Source organism: Phyllobacterium sp. YR531, from assembly GCF_000282595.1.
Lineage (GTDB): Bacteria > Pseudomonadota > Alphaproteobacteria > Rhizobiales > Rhizobiaceae > Phyllobacterium.
Window position 1 is genome coordinate 75,049 of sequence record NZ_AKIZ01000017.1, and the last position, 16,615, is coordinate 91,663.

Consider the following 16,615-nt stretch of genomic DNA (forward strand, 5'->3'; position numbering starts at 1 on the left):
GTTGCGCGGCTATAGCAACCGGTAACGGCTATTGCTTAATCTGGATAAGGGGCGCACGTTCTCCCTCCCGCTGTCTTACATAATCAATAAAAATATGGGGGTAAGACAGGGCATTCACCTAAGGAGGAATAGTGTGAACAACGTTCTGAAATGCATGATTTTTGGCGCCCTTGCTCTGGCTACATCCACTGCGGCGCAGGCTGGTGCAACGCTTGATCGCGTCATGGAAAAAAAGGCGATGGTCGTTGCAACCAACAGTAGCTGGCCGCCCCAAAGCTATCTTGATGATAATAATGAGATGGTCGGTTTTGACATCGATATGGCTAAGGAAATCGGGAAACGTCTCGGTGTCGAGGTATCTTTTCAGACGCCCGATTGGGCCACTTTGACTGGTGGACGCTGGCAGGGTCGCTATGACGTTGGTGTAGGATCCGTGACGCCTACAAAAGCACGCGCGCAGGTTATCGACTTCGCATCGGTCTATTATTACAGCCCTTACGTCTACGTCGTGCACAAGGATAGCAAGGCTAAGTCGGTCAATGACTTAAATGGCAAGGTAATTGGCGTAGAGACCGCAACGACGTCGGAAGATTTCATCCGTCGCCAGCTGGAAATCGATGCGCCAGGATTGCCGCCTGTCGAGTACAAGGTAGAGCCAGGTGAAATCCGCACCTTTGCTGACTCCATGCTGCCATTTGACGATCTGCGACTTGGTGATGGCGTGCGGTTGGATGCGGTCATTGCACCGGAACAGACAGCACAGAACGCCATGAAGAATGGATATCCTGTCCGCATCCTTGAGGGCGGCTATGCCTTCCGGGAACCACTTGTGGTTATCGCTGAAAAAGGTGATCCGGAATGGACTGCAAAGGTGGGTGAAATCATCACCGCCATGCGTTCCGACGGTACGCTCGCGACCCTTACGACCAAATGGTACGGCAAGGATTATAGCGCCAATTAAGGTGCGCATGGTGCACGCTGCTTTAACGCGGCGTGCATGTTTTTCCGCATTGTCGAAAACGAGAACCACATGAACTATATCGATACTTTTTATCGGCGTACCATCGCTGATGACAGAACGTTTTCCGTGCTTGCTGGAACTGTCGATTGTGACACATGCATCATTGGCGGGGGTCTCGCAGGTTTGACAGTTGCGTTGCAACTCGCACGGGCCGGCCATTCTGTCGTCGTGCTTGAAGCCCAAAGAGTGGGATGGGGTGCGTCAGGGCGTAATGGCGGGTTCGTCAGTCCCGGCTTTGCTAATGATGGGGACGCAATTGCGCGGATGGCAGGTGCAGATAATGCGCGGAAGTTGCACACACTTTCGATAGAAGGCGCTCGTTTTGTCCGGGATACGATCAACGAACTGAATATAACTTCGGCATCGCCCATCAACGGAATAATGAGTGTCTTACGCTACAGCGACGAAGACGCGATGAAAAAGCGCGCGGAATATCTTAGAAACGAGTTCAATTACGCGGTTGAATATATGGACCGTGATCAGGTGCGGGCCGTGCTTCATTCGGATCGATATTTTCAAGCCGTGCGAGATCCGCAAGCATTTCACATGCATCCTCTGAATTATCTGCGTGCTGTCGCGCGTGAAATAGAGCGATTGGGCGGCAAGGTGTTCGAGTCGAGCGCTGCCACAGCAACGGATATATCCCGCGTTGAAAAAATCGTTGAGACGGCAAATGGTAAGGTCAAAGCGCGTAATGTAGTGATCACAACCGGTGGCTATACAACTGGACTAATTGGCCGGCTCAAGCGCAGTTACCTGCCGATTGCAACCTATGTCATGTTGTCGGAAGAAGCGCCGGATTTGATCAGCACTGCCATAGCAACGACGGATGCCGTCGGGGATAATCGCCGAGCGGGGGATTATTACCGTGTTGTGGAAGGTGGCAAGCGCCTGCTCTGGGGTGGGCGCATAACGACCAGAGCGGCCTCGTCTGCTGCGGTTGCGGCGGAACTTCGCAGAGAAATGGTTGGGACGTATCCGCAGCTTGCTGATCTTAAAACTGAACTATCATGGTCAGGGCTGATGTCCTACGCCCGGCACTTGATGCCTCAGATTGGCCAGTTGCAGCAGGGTGTCTGGTATTGCACTGCATTTGGTGGCCACGGGCTTAATACCACGGCGATGGGCGGAAAAGTCGTCGCCGAGGCAATACTCGGACAGTCAGAGCGCTACAAGCTGTTCAAGCCCTTTGGCTTGGCGTGGGCTGGTGGTCTGGCAGGGCTTTCCGTCGCCCAACTTACTTATTGGAAGTTGCAAGCGCAGGATTGGTGGCGGGAACGTCAAGCATAGAATTATACCTGTCGGAATTGGGGAATTGATATGATTGCCACGCTCATCCTGTCTTACCCGAATGCCATGAAACGCATAGGTGCGGGGCTGGCAATTCTTGTGGTTGCGGCGCTGCTTTACTGGATGGGTGTGGGTGGTGCTTGGGTGGGAAATATCTTCCCGTCATTGCTTCCTGGCATTGAAGGCTCACCGGAAACAACACGTGGGATCGCGGCAATTGTCTTTGCCATACTGATTGCTATTAACTGGAAGCTGCTTGGCCTGTTGCCGCGAACCTACCAGATCGGCGCGGTCTGGACAGAATTGCTTTGCCTGCTTCTTCTGTTCTTCTACTCATTCGATCTGAGCTTCACATTTATCGCTAAAAAGATCAGCTTCCTGATCACGCAGGGCGTGGTGACGACGCTTTACATATCGGTGATCTCGATTGTCATCGCGACCATAATTGCCCTGATCGGGGCTATGGCCAAGCTGTCGAAAAACGGCGTTGTCTATGGTCTTGCCAGCTTCTACACATCCTTGTTTCGTGGCCTACCGCTGCTGATGCAGATTTACATTATCTATCTGGGATTGCCTCAGGTTGGCTACGTGATTGGTGCGATCCCTGCGGGCATTCTGGCATTGTCGCTTTGTTATGGCGCTTACATGACGGAGATTTTCCGGGCTGGTATCGAAAGCATTCCTCGTGGACAATCGGAAGGCGCGACAGCGCTTGGCCTGAAACCCAACCACACAATGTTTCTCGTCATCCTGCCGCAAGCGATGCGTGTAATCATTCCGCCAACAGGCAATCAGTTCATTGCCATGCTGAAAGACTCGTCGCTGGTTTCCGTTGTTGGAGTATGGGAGATAATGTATCTCGCGCGAACAATGGGCCAGAAGGAGTTCCGGCACATTGAAATGCTGATCACCGCCTCAATGATCTACTGGATTTTGTCTATCGGACTGGAAATTGCCCAAGCTCGCATCGAGGAAAGGTTCGGCCGGTCCTTGAAACGTTGAGGCTGGGCGAGGGCGAGAGCTTGGCTTACAAGCCAAGCTCTTTGCGCACTGCCGCTGCTCCAGGCTCACCTGCAAGGGTCGTAACGTCCTTCAACCAGATATCCAGCTTTTCAGGATTGGCCTTGATCCAGTCCTTTGCAGCGTCTGTTCCCTCTTGGCCATCATCAAGTATCTTGCCCATCAATTCATTCTCGGTTTTCACATCGAAAACCAGATTGGTGAAAAACTTTGCCGCGTTGGGGCATTCCTTGGACCAGCCTGTCCGGGCGAGTGTATAGACTTCCGCACCGCCGAAATTCGGGCCAAAATAATCATCTCCGCCACTCAGATAGGTAAGATCAAACTTGGCATTCATCGGGTGCGGTGCCCAGGCAAGAAAAGCAACCCACTGCTTTGACCGGCCTGCACGGTCGACCTGTGCCAGCATTGCTTGTTCGCCCGATTCAACCAGTTTCCAGCTATCAAGGCCGAATTTCTTGTCACCAATGATCTTCTCAATGTTCTGGTTCGCCGGAGCGCCGGGTTCGATGCCGTAAATCTTGCTGTCAAATTTGTCGGCATGCTTGGAAAGATCGGCAAAAGTCTTGACACCTTCAGCGGCAACGTAGCTTGGGACAGCCAGCGTGAACTTTGCCCCGGTGAGGTTCTTGGTAAGAACATCGACGGCTTTGCTCTTGTCGAGATCATCGCGGAACTTCTGCTGTGCAGGCATCCAATTGCCGAGGAAGACATCAGTCTCCTTATTTTTCAACGCTTCATATCCAATTGGCACAGACATGGTTTTCACGTCTGCCTTATAACCCAGACCATCAAGCAGAACCGTGGCCACCGAATTCGTGGAGGTGATATCTGTCCAGCCCGGGTCGGAAAGCTTGATGGTGGCGCAGCTCTCTGCATCCGCAGCCATTGCGATATCTTGCAGCGACAGGATTGAGATGAGGGCGAGAAAAGAAGATTTCAGTAAGGGCATGGGTAATCCTGCAATTTGATACAATCGAAAGTTGCGCACAAACTATTGAGCCTGTGCCGGAAGTTGAACGTATAAATTGCTCATTCCGTTGCAGATAAGAGAGGGATTTTCCAATCTGTCGTCCAATCGCGCTCAAGCGAAGTACAGTACACCGGAAATGATTGCGATCACTATCAGTGCAACACTGGCAGCAATGAAGCGTGAATTCGTATTTGATGCGGGTGTGTCGGGGGCTTGTATCGCAAGAGGGGAAATCACGCCTTGCTCGCTGGTGGCTGATGCAGTGAATGAGGAGGATATGACTTCGGGCGGAGCGACAAGTTGCTTTTCGTCGAGTGGCTTCGAATTTGCTCGTAATTCTACCGAATTGGGCCGCTGTTTGGTGTCGAGTATCTCGTGTTTTCGTTGACGCGTAGCACCATCCGTGGCGCGCTCAAACTTTCGAATGGCGTTCTCATCATTCCAATTGCTCTCAAGCGCCTGCTGCGATCCTGCATTGTTGATGGACTGAACCAAGGAACCGTCCTTTCTGGATAGTTACGGTCTTGAACGTCGTATCGTCTGCTGCACGGATGATGACGGCATAGCGCGCGCTTGGCAATTATATTTTGTCGCAGCATCCATGAAGCTTACCCGATGTCATAAAACTGTGAGGCACATCTTCCATGTTCCACCCTGCCATTGCCGGTGAGTCCCGCTCGATTTTTCACGGTGCGTGGCCGTCCCGATTTCCAGATCAGGCAGGAGGAAGCGATGTCCTTTCGTATCGATGTAGATGGCAAGAGTCGCTATGACGCCAATGGAAACAAAATACCGCTGACATCCCTGCAACAACAGCAGCTCTTTGTCGACCAGATCAGACAGGCTGTGCGGGAACGCGCGCAAGCGGGCGGACCAAGCTCTTTCGACCCCGACAAAGAGAAGCTGATTGTGGTGCAGCCCGGCGATAATCTTTGGGAAATCGCCAAGGATAACGATGTGCGGTTCGCTGATGTGATCGAGGCGAACAAAGGCCTCCACGACAATAATGTTGATCTGGTCAGGCCGGATGATGTCGTCATCATCCCTCATATTTCGCCCGATATCGCTGCAGCTACGAGCAAAAACAATCAAGGTGTGCCTGACGGGGAGGCTGCATTTAGAAACGAACTTTATGAGCGCGGTAACAATTTGCAATATGCCGATGATCCGGCAAAGACGGATTTTCCTGCTGAAACAAAGAATATTCAGAGTGATGTGGGAGTCTATCTAGACAATTTACCTGAAGGGGAACGACAGGCTGCGGTTTCCAGGCTCATAGGCAACAAAAGTGATTGGCAGGATGCAAGCCCGGCTTTGATTGCAATTGAAGGCGCAGCAAAGGACCGGCAATTGATAGCCGATCCGCAAGAGGCCTTCGCCCAGCAAATCTATGCCACTGGCAACAAGCTGCAATATTCGGACAATGCCAATACAGACTACAAGGCAGGAACGGCTGATATTGCCGCCGATGCAAAAGATTATCTCCAGGGCATACCGGAAGGTGATCGCACCAAGTCACTACAAGCACTTTATGACCATGACTGGACCGACGCCGGACCATCACAAATCGCTTTGGAGAATGTAGCCAAGGAACTTGGCATCAAGCTAAGGCAATCGACTCACCATGGCCCTCAAATCGAGTCTCAGGCTCGCCAAATGATCGATGACGCGGCGTCTGGCAAACCGGACGAGGCATTCAACAAGCTGAGCAATTCCTTTGGCAAAGCTTCACCGGAAGTGCAGGCAGCTGTTCGCGGCAATGCTGACGCCAAGCAACTCATCAGCGAAACGGCGAACTGGGCAACTGAGCGGCTGAAGAATTACGACCCGGAAAAAGCGACCAGCGATCAGGGTGACAGTGCAGAGGTCATGCGTAAGCTCGAAGCTCTGACGAAGGGTAGCAGTCCGCAGCTCGCCGCGGATCTGATGTTTGACGCTTTGCCGGTCATTGAGGCTGCGAATGCGCGCCGGCAGGAGAAAACCGGTGGAGATCTCATTGGCCGGGAGGGCCAGCAGAACCTCACGATCATTCTCGGTCGCATCGGTGAAACGCCAACGGGACAGACCGTTATTGATCGCTTCGTTAAAATGGACACAGGCAATCCCGAATCCATGCGAATGGCGATCATATCCGGCTCAGGTCTTGATTTTCCGATTGCACGCGCCGCGACAACGGCCGGCTCAAGCTCTTATCTTGAGAGTACAGTTCTCCCCAGCGTTGTCGAATTTTCAAAAGGCTCAGTGAATGGCAGTGTTGATAAATACTCGGCCCATATGCAGGAGCTGCAATGGCTGATTGCCAATCACGGCTCCACGATGACGCCTGAACAGTTGAACAAGGCCATCAGCGATTATGAGACGGAAAAAGGCCAAGGCTGGACGGACCAGAAACTGGCACTGGAGAATGACGTAGCCGGAAAGGGTAATCAGCTTATCAATCAATTAAGTCAGCTGGGCAATCTGCCGCCGGAGCTGGCAGCACAACAGGGCAAGGCTGACGAAAAAATCAAAGAAATTCTTTCCGATGATAAATCGGTCATGGCAATGCAGGTTGCGCTCAAGAATGATCCAGCACTTCTGGACAAGCCGGCTGTCGTCTCCCTGCTGAGCCAACAGGCGCGGCTGACAGATCGCGGGCGGAAGCTTGCCGAAGAGGCGATGACGCAGATTGTGCGCCGGACGGTCTTGCCGTCATTCGGCGATCTCAATCCGAATGATCCTGCCAGCATAGAGCGGGCAAAGGCTGGGATAGCATCGTTGCAGAACGGCCCTGCTGCTAAGTTGCTTGGCATACCGGAAGATGAATTCAAGAAGGCCCTCAAAGCTGTCGAAGAATCGCTTCCCGCTGCTGGCGATACCGAAGCACAGATGGTGCAGAAGCTGAAGAATCTCGACGCCAAACTGACTGATACCAATGATGGCATGAAGTCCTTCAAGAATACGACTGTTCCCGGTCAGATGCTGCGGCTGATTGGCTTGGCCGCAGTGGGTGTCGGCCTTGCTTCGACCCTGAGCCGAACCGGTCAGGACCCGTTGATGAAGTTCAAAGTCGTCATCGATGCCGCTGGCGTGGCACAACGTTCGATCGAACTGCTCAATGGTTTCCAGCAGATCAACCCCGATTCGCTCGCCGTGAAGCATTTTGGCAGCAGCAGCACGACTGCCGCAAAGTGGCTGGGTTCAGTCGGCGCAAGTTTCGATCTGGTATTGGCAACGCGCTCTTATATGGGCGGTGACTGGCAGATGGGCACGCTGCAGGCAGCGGCCGGAGCGGGCGGTATTCTGGCCGCCTTTGGAACTGGCTCTATGGCTGGTCCGGTCGGTCTTGTCATTGTAGGAGCTGCGGTCATTGGCCAGATGCTTCTTACCAATACACGTGAATCGAATATCTACATGACGGACACCTCAATGCGGTTTCTGCAGCATTCGGGGCTTTCACAAGAAACCGCAAGGGCGCTGGTCGATCAGAGCGGGGATGGTTTCAGTCCCGTACCGCTGCTGATGAAGTATGCAGAGATGAAGGGTTACAAGCTCGACGAGCCAGCCGATCTGCAGAGGTTCGTCAGCTGGTTAGACGCCATTCCGCAAGATGATTTGGCTGCACTCCGTGATAATCTGCACCATACGCTGGATGGCCTGCATGGCGATGTTTCCGGGTTTCCGGCTACGGCCGGTGATGATGCCAATTATACGGACGCGCAGAAGCTCAATCATCGCACGCAAAGTGTCTCTGGCAAGGCAGCAGTATCGCTTCCAAGTCTGGCGGATAAGATCGAAAGCGGCGATGCAAGTCCGAGATCAGTTGCGCAGATTGATGCCACGCTTCGCCAGCTTGGCATATCGGTAGCATGAGACATCAGGGGGCTTTTTGCGGCTCGCCCTCAACAAGTGACCGCATGATATCGGAGGTTCCGCGCAAGTCCTTCAATTCAGACATCATGTAAGGCACTAGATAGGAAATATAGAGCACCATCACCACAGCGAAAAGCATGTTCTTGATGGCAAGTGACAGGTCAAAAATGTGCAGTTGCGGTGACATGCGTGAAAGATAAGCCAGCATCAGATCGGTCAAAAGCAGCGCAAGAACAATGGGTGCAATCAGAATGACCGCAATCTGCATGATGCGGTCTAGTACCCCCAGAAGAGCCGGAATGGCGTTGACATTTATCACAGGCGCAAATTTTACCGCAGGCCATAATTCGTAACTTTTGTAAAAGCCGTCGACCAGCAGCAAAAAGCCGCCCGACATGAAGAACAATGCGAGCAGGGCAAAGACGAGAAGCGTTCCTGCGATGCTGGTTTCGCTCACCTGCAAAGGGTCGATCAACTGTGCCGATGTGGAACCACGCTGCAGATCGACCAGATCGCCCGCTACTTCCGCGCCCCAGAAAGGGATGCCAAAGGCAATGCCGATGACCATGCCGACAATCAACTCCTTAACCAGTAGTCCAGTGATCAGCAGGCTGCCAAGCTGTCCTTCAGCGAGAACGCCATTCAATACACCGGGGACTGCTGGAATGCAGATTGCAATGGCGACACATGAACGGATCATCCCGGTCAGTCCGAGCCGAATGAACGCGGGTGTGACAAGAATCATGCCGAGGGCGCGGGCAACCGTTATGGCAACGGCAACCAGGAGCGGATAGGCGAGGGCGAAAAAAGACGATGTGGTCGAAATCGCGTCCATAATCCGCTAACGCGTCATCGCAGGAAAACTATCAAGCACATGGCTTGCCAGATTTGCGACCTGCACGGCAAGCGTTGGTCCAAGCACGATTAGCGTCAGCATCACGGCAACGAGCTTCACTGCCTGCGGCAAGGTCTGATCCTGAATCTGTGTCAGAGCCTGTATCAAGCCAACGCTGACACCGACGATAATGGCGATTCCCAATGCTGGTGCCGAGGCCAGCAGAACCGTCAAAAGTGCATTCTGCATTTGGGCGAGGAAGGCGGTTTGACCCATGATTACGGGCCCCCATAACTTAATATGAGGCCATGCATCAGCCGCGACCAGCCATCGACTGCCACGAAAAGAAAGATTTTGAGAGGTATCGAAATCAGTGTCGGTGATACCATCATCATGCCCATCGCCATCAACACGTTCGAAACGATCAAATCGATGACCAGGAATGGCAGGTAGAGCAGAAAGCCGATTTCAAACGCGCGGGTTAATTCCGAACTGACGAAGGCTGGTATGAGCACCAGCAGACTGTCAGGTTTCAGATCAGCGCGCGCTTCCGGGGACCATACATTCTCGGTTGCCTGCAGGAAGAACTGCCGCTCATTTTCGTTGGTAAATTTGGAAAGATGAGCCTGCAACGGCGGTCGAAGCGCTTCGGCTGCCGCCCTCATACTGTCCATGGATTGCGTATCAACCTGCTGCGCCTCCAGAATTCGGTACATCTCGCCAACCAAGGGCGTTGTCACATAGACCGTCAGGATCAGGGCAATTCCATACAGCACCAGATTGGGCGGTGATTGCTGGATACCCAAGGCGTTTCTGATGAGGAAAAGCACGATGGAAATCTTGAGAAACCCGGTCATTGTCACCACGGCAAGCGGGATCAGCCCGATAACCGAGACAACAATGATAATCGGAATGAGGTTGGTCTGATACTCACCCAAGCCGAACGACCCTTACGCCCAGTCCCGCACCAATCTTGACCAGTTCACCACTGCCAATCAGCCGTCCGTTCGCCAATATGTTCACAGCGTTGGTTGTGCTCGCAGCTGTCGGCAGAACGCTACCTTCGCCGAGCTTGCGAACTTCGCTCAGGGGCAGCTCGCAGCGCCCGACTTCAAAGACCAGTTCTACAGGAAGATCGTCAACCTGTTCAAACCCTGCCGATCCGGCGGCGTTGGAGTATGATTGCGACATTGTCGAGGTCTCCCCATTCTTGGCAGGTAGGCTCCACCCGCTGGTAAGTCTGTGTGTTTGTCCGTCAGATGCCGTTGAGGCAACGAAGCGTCCAGAGAGAACCGCAATCGGATCAGCCTCGGATGTTTCTTTGCGCAAGATCACATCGCCTGTTCTCAGCTCACGCAATTCTGAAACCGATACGACCTGTGTTCCAGCGCGAATCTGAACCGGAAAACTGATGTTCGAAAGTATTTCCGGGGCACCATGCGAGTCGGCCTGATTGAGTGCACTTCCCAAAAGCTGTGCCGCATCACGGGTGAGATGTAGTTCCGCATTGCGCGGATAATCATCGAAATCCAGAACCCATGGCAGCATGATATCATAGTGTGCGATCTCTTCCTGATCACCGAAGCGAACGGGATGCCCGACGATTTCTTCAAGCCGGTCGAGCTGTGCTGTGAGCACATGCTCAATCAGGATGCTGCGCTGGCGCGGCGCAAGGGTGGAGATCATTTTGGTGATACCGAAACCTTGTACAAGGCGTTCAAGCGTTCCGGCTGACAGCACAAGCTTGCACGCCCATGGCCCGATGGCAACAGGCACGGCAACAGGGTTTAAAAGAAGCGAAGCCTTGTCGGCCAGATACAAGCCAATTTCTGGCCCGTTATTGGTCAGCTGAACGGAAACCGGATTTCTGGGAAACAGATTCAGGATTGCAATATGGTCCGGGTCCACCGAGGGCAGCCAGTCCAGAGTGTCTTTATCACCGGCTGACAGATCGTTCGAAAATGTCTGCGATTCTGCGAGCATGTTCACCCTCAAAGTCCTTTTTGAACTGGAGATGCAGCAGGCCGTTGCTGATCCTCATCTTCCAGTTCAGTCATCAAACCGGCGCGCTTGTCCTTCTTACCGCCCTGTTTCTCAAGAAGGAGTTCGAGCTTGTCATGCTGGCGCAGCTTGGAAAGGTGTTCGGCGGCTTTCTCTCGCGCTTTCTCTGCCTCTTCCAGCAGTTTCACTTTGGCCTGTTCCTCCATCTGCTGGAGATGCGCAGCCTGATACGTCAATGCGGAAAGTGCGTCCTGGTAATCGTCCAACGCTTGGCGTCCGAGCAGCCCGGTCGACATTTGTTCATACATGGCGGTTTCGCGGTTAATGCGGCTCTCATCATTCTGAACTATTCGGTCGGCTGCAAGATTGACAGCCATTGCCGCTGCTTTTTCAGCATTTTGCTGCCGGATCGATGCTTCTTCCGCAAGTCTCGTGCGTAGCTTACGCAACTCCATAAGCTTTTTCAGATTCTTTTCCTGACTCATGCAAGGAGTCCCTGCAATTGCAGTTCCGTTTCGGTGAGGCCGAAATGCTCATCACTGCTTTGCCGGAGAAACTGCTCAATCTGGTCATGCCTGTCCAGCGCTTCATCGGATCGCGGATCGGCACCACGTTTATATTCCCCGACACGCAGCAATAGCTCGATATCTTCATAGCGTGCCATAAGATCACGAACCTTGGCGGCATTCGAACGATGCGACCGGCTGGCCACGGCATCCATCAGACGGCTACGGCTTCGCAGCACATCGATGGCGGGAAAATGATTGCGTTGCGCAAGTTCGTTGCTCAAGACGATGTGGCCGTCGAGAATGGCCTTGGTTTCCTCGGCAACCGGGTCAAGCGTACCGTCACCTTCGGTCAAAACAGTGTATAGCCCGGTAATGGACCCCCCGAGACCAGGACCGGCACGCTCAAGCAAGCGTGGCAGTGCTGCAAACAGGGAAGGTGGAAAACCGCGCCGTGTTGGCGGTTCGCCGGCAGCAAGGCCGATCTCGCGCTGTGCCCGGGCAAATCGTGTAACGCTGTCCATCAGCAGCAAAACATGCTGCCCTTGGTCCCGGAAATATTCGGCAATTGCCGTTGCACCGTAAGCGGCTTTCACGCGTTCGATTGCCGGCCGGTCAGATGTGGCAACGACAACGACCGAGCGTCGTCGACCTTCTTCGCCGAGCTGGATATCGATGAACTCTCTGACTTCACGTCCGCGTTCACCGATCAGCGCAATGACGATGACATCGGCTTGCGTGCCGCGAACGATGCTGGAAAGCAGTGATGATTTACCGACACCAGCTTCGCCGAAAATGCCTATGCGCTGTCCGCGCGCTACTGTCAGGAGACCGTCGATGGCTTTCACACCAAGTTGCAGCGGGTATTGGATAAGATCGCGCTGTAATGGTTGAAGCGGTACATTATGTGTCGGGTAATACGTATCGGTCTTCAGCGCTGTCGGCAGACCTGTGCGGTTGAGAATCTCGCCAAGCGGGTTGAGAACACAACCCAGCAGTTCCGGCCCGACAGGGATTTGCAATGTGTGCCCGGTCGGGATTACCTCTGCCCGGGTCGACATGCCATCAAGATCACCGATTGGCGTAAGGACAGCTTCCTCGTCATGAAAGCCGACAACTTCGGCAGGTACAATTTTCCCAGATACGGGATCACGCAAATGGCAATATTCCCCGATCCGCACCATCGAAACCGTGGCATGAACGATAATACCAGTAATCTTGCGTATACGGCCACGCACCGGGCGGGTATCGGCCTTGGCTGCAGTGTCCTGCAGCCGCCCCATGAGTTGGCTGAGGTCTGGCGGGGTGAACTCACGTTTCATCCGCCCGCTCCATCCTGTCGCTGGGGTGCAACGAGAACTTCACGAATAGCCGCAAGCTGTGTTTCAAGCCCTGCATCGACAACGGCGATTGCGTTCGAAAGCACACATTTTGTACCGCTCAGACGAGGGTCAGGAAGAACAGTTATGTTTAGAGAAGGATTGACGTAATCCGTGGCGATCCGGCGGGCGACATCTTCGGCTATATCCGGCGCCACAGTAATTGTAATGTCGCGCTCACGCTGAAAGCCTTGCAAGGCATGCTGGGCAAGTTTTGCCACCAGTTCCGCATCGTCGAACTGGCCAAAAATTCTTGAAATGATGGACAGGCTCAGATCAACAAGCTGCTGATCAAGCGCAGCAACATAATCATTGACCCGGGCTGTTGTCGTGGTCAGCAGGGCGGATGCTTCGAGCGCGCCTTGCTGGAATCCCGCTTCATAGCCATCCTTGCGGCTAGCCTCCTGAATGCCGTGGACCTTTCCCATCTGGGCAGCAGCTTCAGTTCGTGTCGCTTCAATGAATGCGAAGCCATCAATCCAATGCTGGACATCCTGTTCGCGAATAATCTTTGATCCCGGCAATCTTGGCAGCTCGGTCATTATGCCTCCTCGCCTGGTGAGGAAGCATCGAGATTTGCCGCGAGCCTGCGCATGATGGTGGCTCCCAGCCCTCGTTGTCTGGTGTCGGGAAAAGGCGTAAGTGACCGGTCGCTGGCATGTTTCAGGCGGGCCCATGCGCCGATGGCAGAAGGCAATGCGGCATGCCAGCTTGCGAGACACCGGTAGCCATCTGCTTCAAGAGTTGCCTCAAGTGCATCAAGATTTTCGGGCGAAGGCAGGTTTCCCGCCAGGTCACGGTTGGAAAGCGCTGCATGAAAGGCAGTCTCGCCAATGCGCCGCTTTAATTCAGCAACCTCATTCGTGCGAATTTCACCCGCCAGAAACTGCGACCAGAAAACGGCACCGGCGAGTGGTATCAATTCGGAAATTCTGTCAGCGGGCTGAACCATCAGATTGATGTCGTCTAATTCCAAACTTGCCGCTTGCGGCAGTTCCGGCAGTGCAAACCGATCCATCAGCAATATCGCCAGCTGACGCTGCACACGATCGGATGCCTGCAGCTGTTTTGCCACCTCGCTTGTGATCACATTGTCATAACAGGTTGCAATGCGCTCCGGATGCACCAGTTTCGCCGGATTTGAAACGAGATCGTTCCAATCCGGCTGCGCGGCAATCGGCCCCGATGCTTCATTCGAGATATTGCGCGTTTCGCTCACTTGGCTGGCCCAACCGGTACAAGCGGATAAACCCGCCTGCGCTTCTTCTGCCAGAACAGGTAGCCGAGCGCCCCGCCAAGTCCCAGGACCGCTATAAGCAAGATGCCGAAAATCCATTTGGCTTTGGCAGCACTGGCAGGGAGCATCCAGATGCCGAGGAATGATGTGAGTTCGGTACTGGTACTTGCGGTGGGGCTTGCAGTTGCAACAACAGGAATGACGGAAACCTTTTCATAGGTCAGCCCGGCTATCCCGTTTGCAACAAGCGTCTTGATCTGTGGAATTAGCGTGTTGATGTCGAGCTTGGGTTCATGCCGGATAAAAACCGAAGCTGATGCGGGAACTGCATTGCGTTGCAGCGGATCATTGTCAGGCAGAACAACATGGACGCGTGCAGACACAACGCCGTCAATTTCGGAAACGGTGCGGGATAACTCTTCGCTAAGCGCATAGATCATCTGCGCCCGTTCCTGAACGGGAGAGGCAACGAGTCCTTCCTGTTTGAAGACGCTGCCCATGGTCGCAAACTGAGTCTTGGGCAGACCCGCCTCATTCAGGATCGTGACTGCCTGTGCGAACTGATCCTCATCCACGGTAACGGACAGCTTGCCGTTCTTCTGCAAAACCCGTCCTGCCGGAATACCCTTTTGAAGCAGCGCGGCAACCATGGCATTGGCTTCACGCTCTTCAAGATTGGTGTAAAGGTCTTCCTTGCATGCTTGCAGGGCAAGGCACATCGTTGCCACGATCAGGCACCGCGGCAATAGTCTGTGTACCGGACTCATTTTCATGCGACGCTTACTGGCCTTTGACAAGTGTGTTTGCTGCGCCGGTCATCTGTGTTGTACCGCGCACAACCATCTGCGTTTCGATCGAGTGGTCAAACACCGTGCCTAATTCCTGAACGACACGGGTTATCGCGTCGCCCTCAACCTTAGCCGACTTGTTGCCGCCCGAACCTGTGCTGGTGAAGGATTGGGGCGAGGTGCCTTTCTCCGTCTCATTGCTGCGGTTCACAAACTTGCCACTGCGTTCAACAAACCCTTTCAGGTCATTGACAAGTGATCGCCCAAGATCGGCGGGACTTGCGCCGTGTGGCAGTGTCTGAATAGTTCCGGACATATGTTCGAATAGATTTTGCGAGGCAATCGATTGGGTTGCTGTTGCATCTACCGGTACTGTAGCGGCTACGGCGGCCGAAACTGTTGTCATGACAAATCCTCCGTCTGATCTGAATCTGAAGAAGCGTCTTATTCGTCCTCGGACATTGCTTCATTCAACATTTCATTGGCAATCTTCATCATCTCCTGGCCAATCAACGAACTGCCACCGCTCATCAGAGCCTGGTTCAGAGCTTCGTCGAACTGCTGCTGCTGTTCCGATGGCGTTGGCTGATTGGCTGCCTGCGAAGTAACATTCGAAATTGATGGGGTTGCCATTATTGCTCTCCTGTCTGCTGTCCGGCACCCGCCGACGGTTGTCTGCGCGCGCTGTTCTGCCCGGTATTCCGGGGTTCGGATTGGGCGATTTCTTCTACAACTTCGTCTCTCTGGCCGCCGCGGAATACGCGCACGCGAGGATCATCTGCGGTTGCCTGTGGTGGTGGCTGAACAGTTGAAACAACCTGCTGGACCATGGCGATAAAAGCGGGGGGACCCGATACGCGCAAAGCCGGGGCATTGGGAGTGGACCTGATGGAAAAGCGGTCATCCATGAGATTAAGCCGCTGCACCTCATCCACAACCATATCGCCATTGGCGCGGCCGATATCGATAATCTGTGTTGCGAACTCGTCGCTGGAATTCATGTGTAATATTGATCCGTCATAATACCAGATCAAACCATTGGCCTCGGCTAGCCGCGTCAGGAAGGCGCCGGCATTGTCAGCGCGCACTTCCCCGCGAACCTGCCCGCGTATTTTGTCAGACAACGTGACGGGAACGCCCAGATTGCGGCCAAACTCCTTCAGGGCATCACGAATATCCTGATTGATAAGAACATAGGAATACTGTTTGTTGAACCAGTCCGGCGCTGCCGAAAATGATGGGCCGGTGGAGGTCAAAACAAGACCTGCAGTGGCAATCGACACAGCGAGTGTTCGCAAATGGCCAATGGTCACCGGAAAAGTCATGCGAAAGCACCCTTTAATGCGAAGTGTCACACTTATCTCTATAACACCAATGTTTCATATGCAACGCAACTATAAACTAAATGTAACTTGACCCTACTGACATTTTTTGTCAGTAGTAACATCATATATTTTGAACAGTTCAAATTTTGAATTATTTTTGATCTTGCAATGCACAACATTGTACTGATACGATTTCTGGATCAACTATCGTTACAGTTTGTAATATGAACTGAACTTTGTTAAATTGCCTTCTCTATTTTTTCATACTATCACCGATTACTAGCCAGTTCGCTTTAATCATATGCCACGGCTGGCGCCGAGACAGTATGAATCGGTTGGACTTCTATAGATGAGTGTCAATCTCAAGGAGAAATAGCATGGCTGTTCA

At 53.3% G+C, this 16,615-nt stretch carries 18 protein-coding genes; 4 read left to right on the plus strand and 14 right to left on the minus strand.

What is annotated here, in order from left to right:
• Positions 1-154: 154 nt before the first annotated feature.
• The 3 genes from PMI41_RS11440 (at position 155) to PMI41_RS11450 (ending at position 3,313) form a co-directional block, all read left to right on the plus strand.
• Complete coding sequence (locus PMI41_RS11440) at positions 155-961, plus strand: transporter substrate-binding domain-containing protein (protein WP_040854604.1); 807 nt, start codon at positions 155-157, stop codon at positions 959-961.
• 69 nt (positions 962-1,030) lie between these two features.
• The gene (locus PMI41_RS11445) at positions 1,031-2,311 is read left to right on the plus strand and encodes an FAD-binding oxidoreductase (RefSeq protein ID WP_008124864.1); all 1,281 of its coding nucleotides are present in this window, start codon (positions 1,031-1,033) and stop codon (positions 2,309-2,311) included.
• Positions 2,312-2,341: 30 nt separating this feature from the next.
• Entirely contained in the window at positions 2,342-3,313 is a 972-nt protein-coding gene (locus PMI41_RS11450; RefSeq protein ID WP_008124866.1) for an amino acid ABC transporter permease, read from the plus strand.
• 25 nt (positions 3,314-3,338) lie between these two features.
• On the opposite strand, the gene choX is transcribed toward PMI41_RS11450, so the two are convergent.
• Together choX and PMI41_RS11460 are read right to left on the minus strand one after the other, a co-directional pair.
• Positions 3,339-4,220: a choline ABC transporter substrate-binding protein gene (gene choX, locus PMI41_RS11455; protein WP_244423932.1), complete on the minus strand. Its 882-nt coding sequence runs from the start codon at positions 4,218-4,220 to the stop codon at positions 3,339-3,341.
• Positions 4,221-4,415: 195 nt separating this feature from the next.
• Positions 4,416-4,799, minus strand: coding sequence for a hypothetical protein (locus PMI41_RS11460; RefSeq protein ID WP_008124870.1), 384 nt, complete (start codon positions 4,797-4,799; stop codon positions 4,416-4,418).
• A 237-nt stretch (positions 4,800-5,036) separates the two neighbouring features.
• On the opposite strand from PMI41_RS11460, the gene PMI41_RS11465 reads away from it, so the two are divergent.
• A complete protein-coding gene (locus tag PMI41_RS11465) occupies positions 5,037-8,156 on the plus strand; it encodes a LysM peptidoglycan-binding domain-containing protein (RefSeq protein WP_008124872.1) in 3,120 nt (1,039 codons plus the stop codon).
• 4 nt (positions 8,157-8,160) lie between these two features.
• Here the strand turns inward: PMI41_RS11465 and sctT are convergent, their stop codons facing one another.
• From sctT to PMI41_RS11525, 12 genes are read right to left on the minus strand one after another with little or no spacing between them, the layout of a single operon-like run.
• On the minus strand, positions 8,161-8,991 hold the full coding sequence (sctT, locus tag PMI41_RS11470) for a type III secretion system export apparatus subunit SctT (RefSeq protein WP_008124874.1): 831 nt from the start codon (positions 8,989-8,991) through the stop codon (positions 8,161-8,163).
• A gap of 6 nt (positions 8,992-8,997) precedes the next feature.
• On the minus strand, positions 8,998-9,267 hold the full coding sequence (locus tag PMI41_RS11475; protein ID WP_008124877.1) for a flagellar biosynthetic protein FliQ: 270 nt from the start codon (positions 9,265-9,267) through the stop codon (positions 8,998-9,000).
• A 2-nt stretch (positions 9,268-9,269) separates the two neighbouring features.
• Positions 9,270-9,929 carry a type III secretion system export apparatus subunit SctR gene (gene sctR / locus PMI41_RS11480; RefSeq protein WP_008124879.1) on the minus strand — a complete coding sequence of 220 codons (660 nt, stop codon included), beginning with the start codon at positions 9,927-9,929 and terminating at the stop codon, positions 9,270-9,272.
• The gene (gene sctQ / locus PMI41_RS11485) at positions 9,922-10,974 is read right to left on the minus strand and encodes a type III secretion system cytoplasmic ring protein SctQ (protein WP_008124881.1); all 1,053 of its coding nucleotides are present in this window, start codon (positions 10,972-10,974) and stop codon (positions 9,922-9,924) included. The genes sctR and sctQ overlap by 8 nt, the downstream gene beginning before the upstream one ends.
• Positions 10,975-10,982: 8 nt before the next feature.
• Positions 10,983-11,477 (minus strand): YscO family type III secretion system apparatus protein, encoded by a 495-nt coding sequence (locus PMI41_RS11490; protein WP_008124883.1) that lies wholly within the window; start codon positions 11,475-11,477, stop codon positions 10,983-10,985.
• Positions 11,474-12,820, minus strand: coding sequence for a FliI/YscN family ATPase (locus PMI41_RS11495; protein WP_008124885.1), 1,347 nt, complete (start codon positions 12,818-12,820; stop codon positions 11,474-11,476). The genes PMI41_RS11490 and PMI41_RS11495 overlap by 4 nt, the downstream gene beginning before the upstream one ends.
• Positions 12,817-13,419 carry a FliH/SctL family protein gene (locus PMI41_RS11500; RefSeq protein WP_008124886.1) on the minus strand — a complete coding sequence of 201 codons (603 nt, stop codon included), beginning with the start codon at positions 13,417-13,419 and terminating at the stop codon, positions 12,817-12,819. Before PMI41_RS11500 ends, PMI41_RS11495 begins: the two co-directional genes overlap by 4 nt.
• The gene (locus PMI41_RS11505; protein ID WP_008124889.1) at positions 13,419-14,096 is read right to left on the minus strand and encodes a hypothetical protein; all 678 of its coding nucleotides are present in this window, start codon (positions 14,094-14,096) and stop codon (positions 13,419-13,421) included. Before PMI41_RS11505 ends, PMI41_RS11500 begins: the two co-directional genes overlap by 1 nt.
• A complete protein-coding gene (sctJ, locus tag PMI41_RS11510; protein WP_008124890.1) occupies positions 14,093-14,887 on the minus strand; it encodes a type III secretion inner membrane ring lipoprotein SctJ in 795 nt (264 codons plus the stop codon). Before sctJ ends, PMI41_RS11505 begins: the two co-directional genes overlap by 4 nt.
• A gap of 7 nt (positions 14,888-14,894) precedes the next feature.
• The gene (locus PMI41_RS11515) at positions 14,895-15,308 is read right to left on the minus strand and encodes a hypothetical protein (protein WP_008124892.1); all 414 of its coding nucleotides are present in this window, start codon (positions 15,306-15,308) and stop codon (positions 14,895-14,897) included.
• Between the two features lie 38 nt (positions 15,309-15,346).
• Positions 15,347-15,535: a hypothetical protein gene (locus tag PMI41_RS11520; RefSeq protein ID WP_008124893.1), complete on the minus strand. Its 189-nt coding sequence runs from the start codon at positions 15,533-15,535 to the stop codon at positions 15,347-15,349.
• Positions 15,535-16,227 (minus strand): hypothetical protein, encoded by a 693-nt coding sequence (locus PMI41_RS11525; RefSeq protein WP_008124894.1) that lies wholly within the window; start codon positions 16,225-16,227, stop codon positions 15,535-15,537. The genes PMI41_RS11520 and PMI41_RS11525 overlap by 1 nt, the downstream gene beginning before the upstream one ends.
• Positions 16,228-16,615 lie beyond the last annotated feature (388 nt).

Bases quoted from the DNA above. Each gene is read 5' to 3' on its own strand.
- PMI41_RS11520 (WP_008124893.1), bottom strand. From the start codon at position 15,535: ATGGCAACCCCATCAATTTCGAATGTTACTTCGCAGGCAGCCAATCAG.
- sctT (WP_008124874.1), bottom strand. From the start codon at position 8,991: ATGGACGCGATTTCGACCACATCGTCTTTTTTCGCCCTCGCCTATCCG.
- PMI41_RS11490 (WP_008124883.1), bottom strand. From the start codon at position 11,477: ATGAGTCAGGAAAAGAATCTGAAAAAGCTTATGGAGTTGCGTAAGCTA.
- PMI41_RS11465 (WP_008124872.1), top strand. From the start codon at position 5,037: ATGTCCTTTCGTATCGATGTAGATGGCAAGAGTCGCTATGACGCCAAT.
- sctJ (WP_008124890.1), bottom strand. From the start codon at position 14,887: ATGAAAATGAGTCCGGTACACAGACTATTGCCGCGGTGCCTGATCGTG.
- choX (WP_244423932.1), bottom strand. From the start codon at position 4,220: ATGGCTGCGGATGCAGAGAGCTGCGCCACCATCAAGCTTTCCGACCCG.
- PMI41_RS11440 (WP_040854604.1), top strand. From the start codon at position 155: ATGATTTTTGGCGCCCTTGCTCTGGCTACATCCACTGCGGCGCAGGCT.
- PMI41_RS11525 (WP_008124894.1), bottom strand. From the start codon at position 16,227: ATGACTTTTCCGGTGACCATTGGCCATTTGCGAACACTCGCTGTGTCG.
- sctQ (WP_008124881.1), bottom strand. From the start codon at position 10,974: ATGCTCGCAGAATCGCAGACATTTTCGAACGATCTGTCAGCCGGTGAT.
- PMI41_RS11500 (WP_008124886.1), bottom strand. From the start codon at position 13,419: ATGACCGAGCTGCCAAGATTGCCGGGATCAAAGATTATTCGCGAACAG.
- PMI41_RS11445 (WP_008124864.1), top strand. From the start codon at position 1,031: ATGAACTATATCGATACTTTTTATCGGCGTACCATCGCTGATGACAGA.
- PMI41_RS11515 (WP_008124892.1), bottom strand. From the start codon at position 15,308: ATGACAACAGTTTCGGCCGCCGTAGCCGCTACAGTACCGGTAGATGCA.
- PMI41_RS11475 (WP_008124877.1), bottom strand. From the start codon at position 9,267: ATGGGTCAAACCGCCTTCCTCGCCCAAATGCAGAATGCACTTTTGACG.
- PMI41_RS11450 (WP_008124866.1), top strand. From the start codon at position 2,342: ATGATTGCCACGCTCATCCTGTCTTACCCGAATGCCATGAAACGCATA.
- PMI41_RS11495 (WP_008124885.1), bottom strand. From the start codon at position 12,820: ATGAAACGTGAGTTCACCCCGCCAGACCTCAGCCAACTCATGGGGCGG.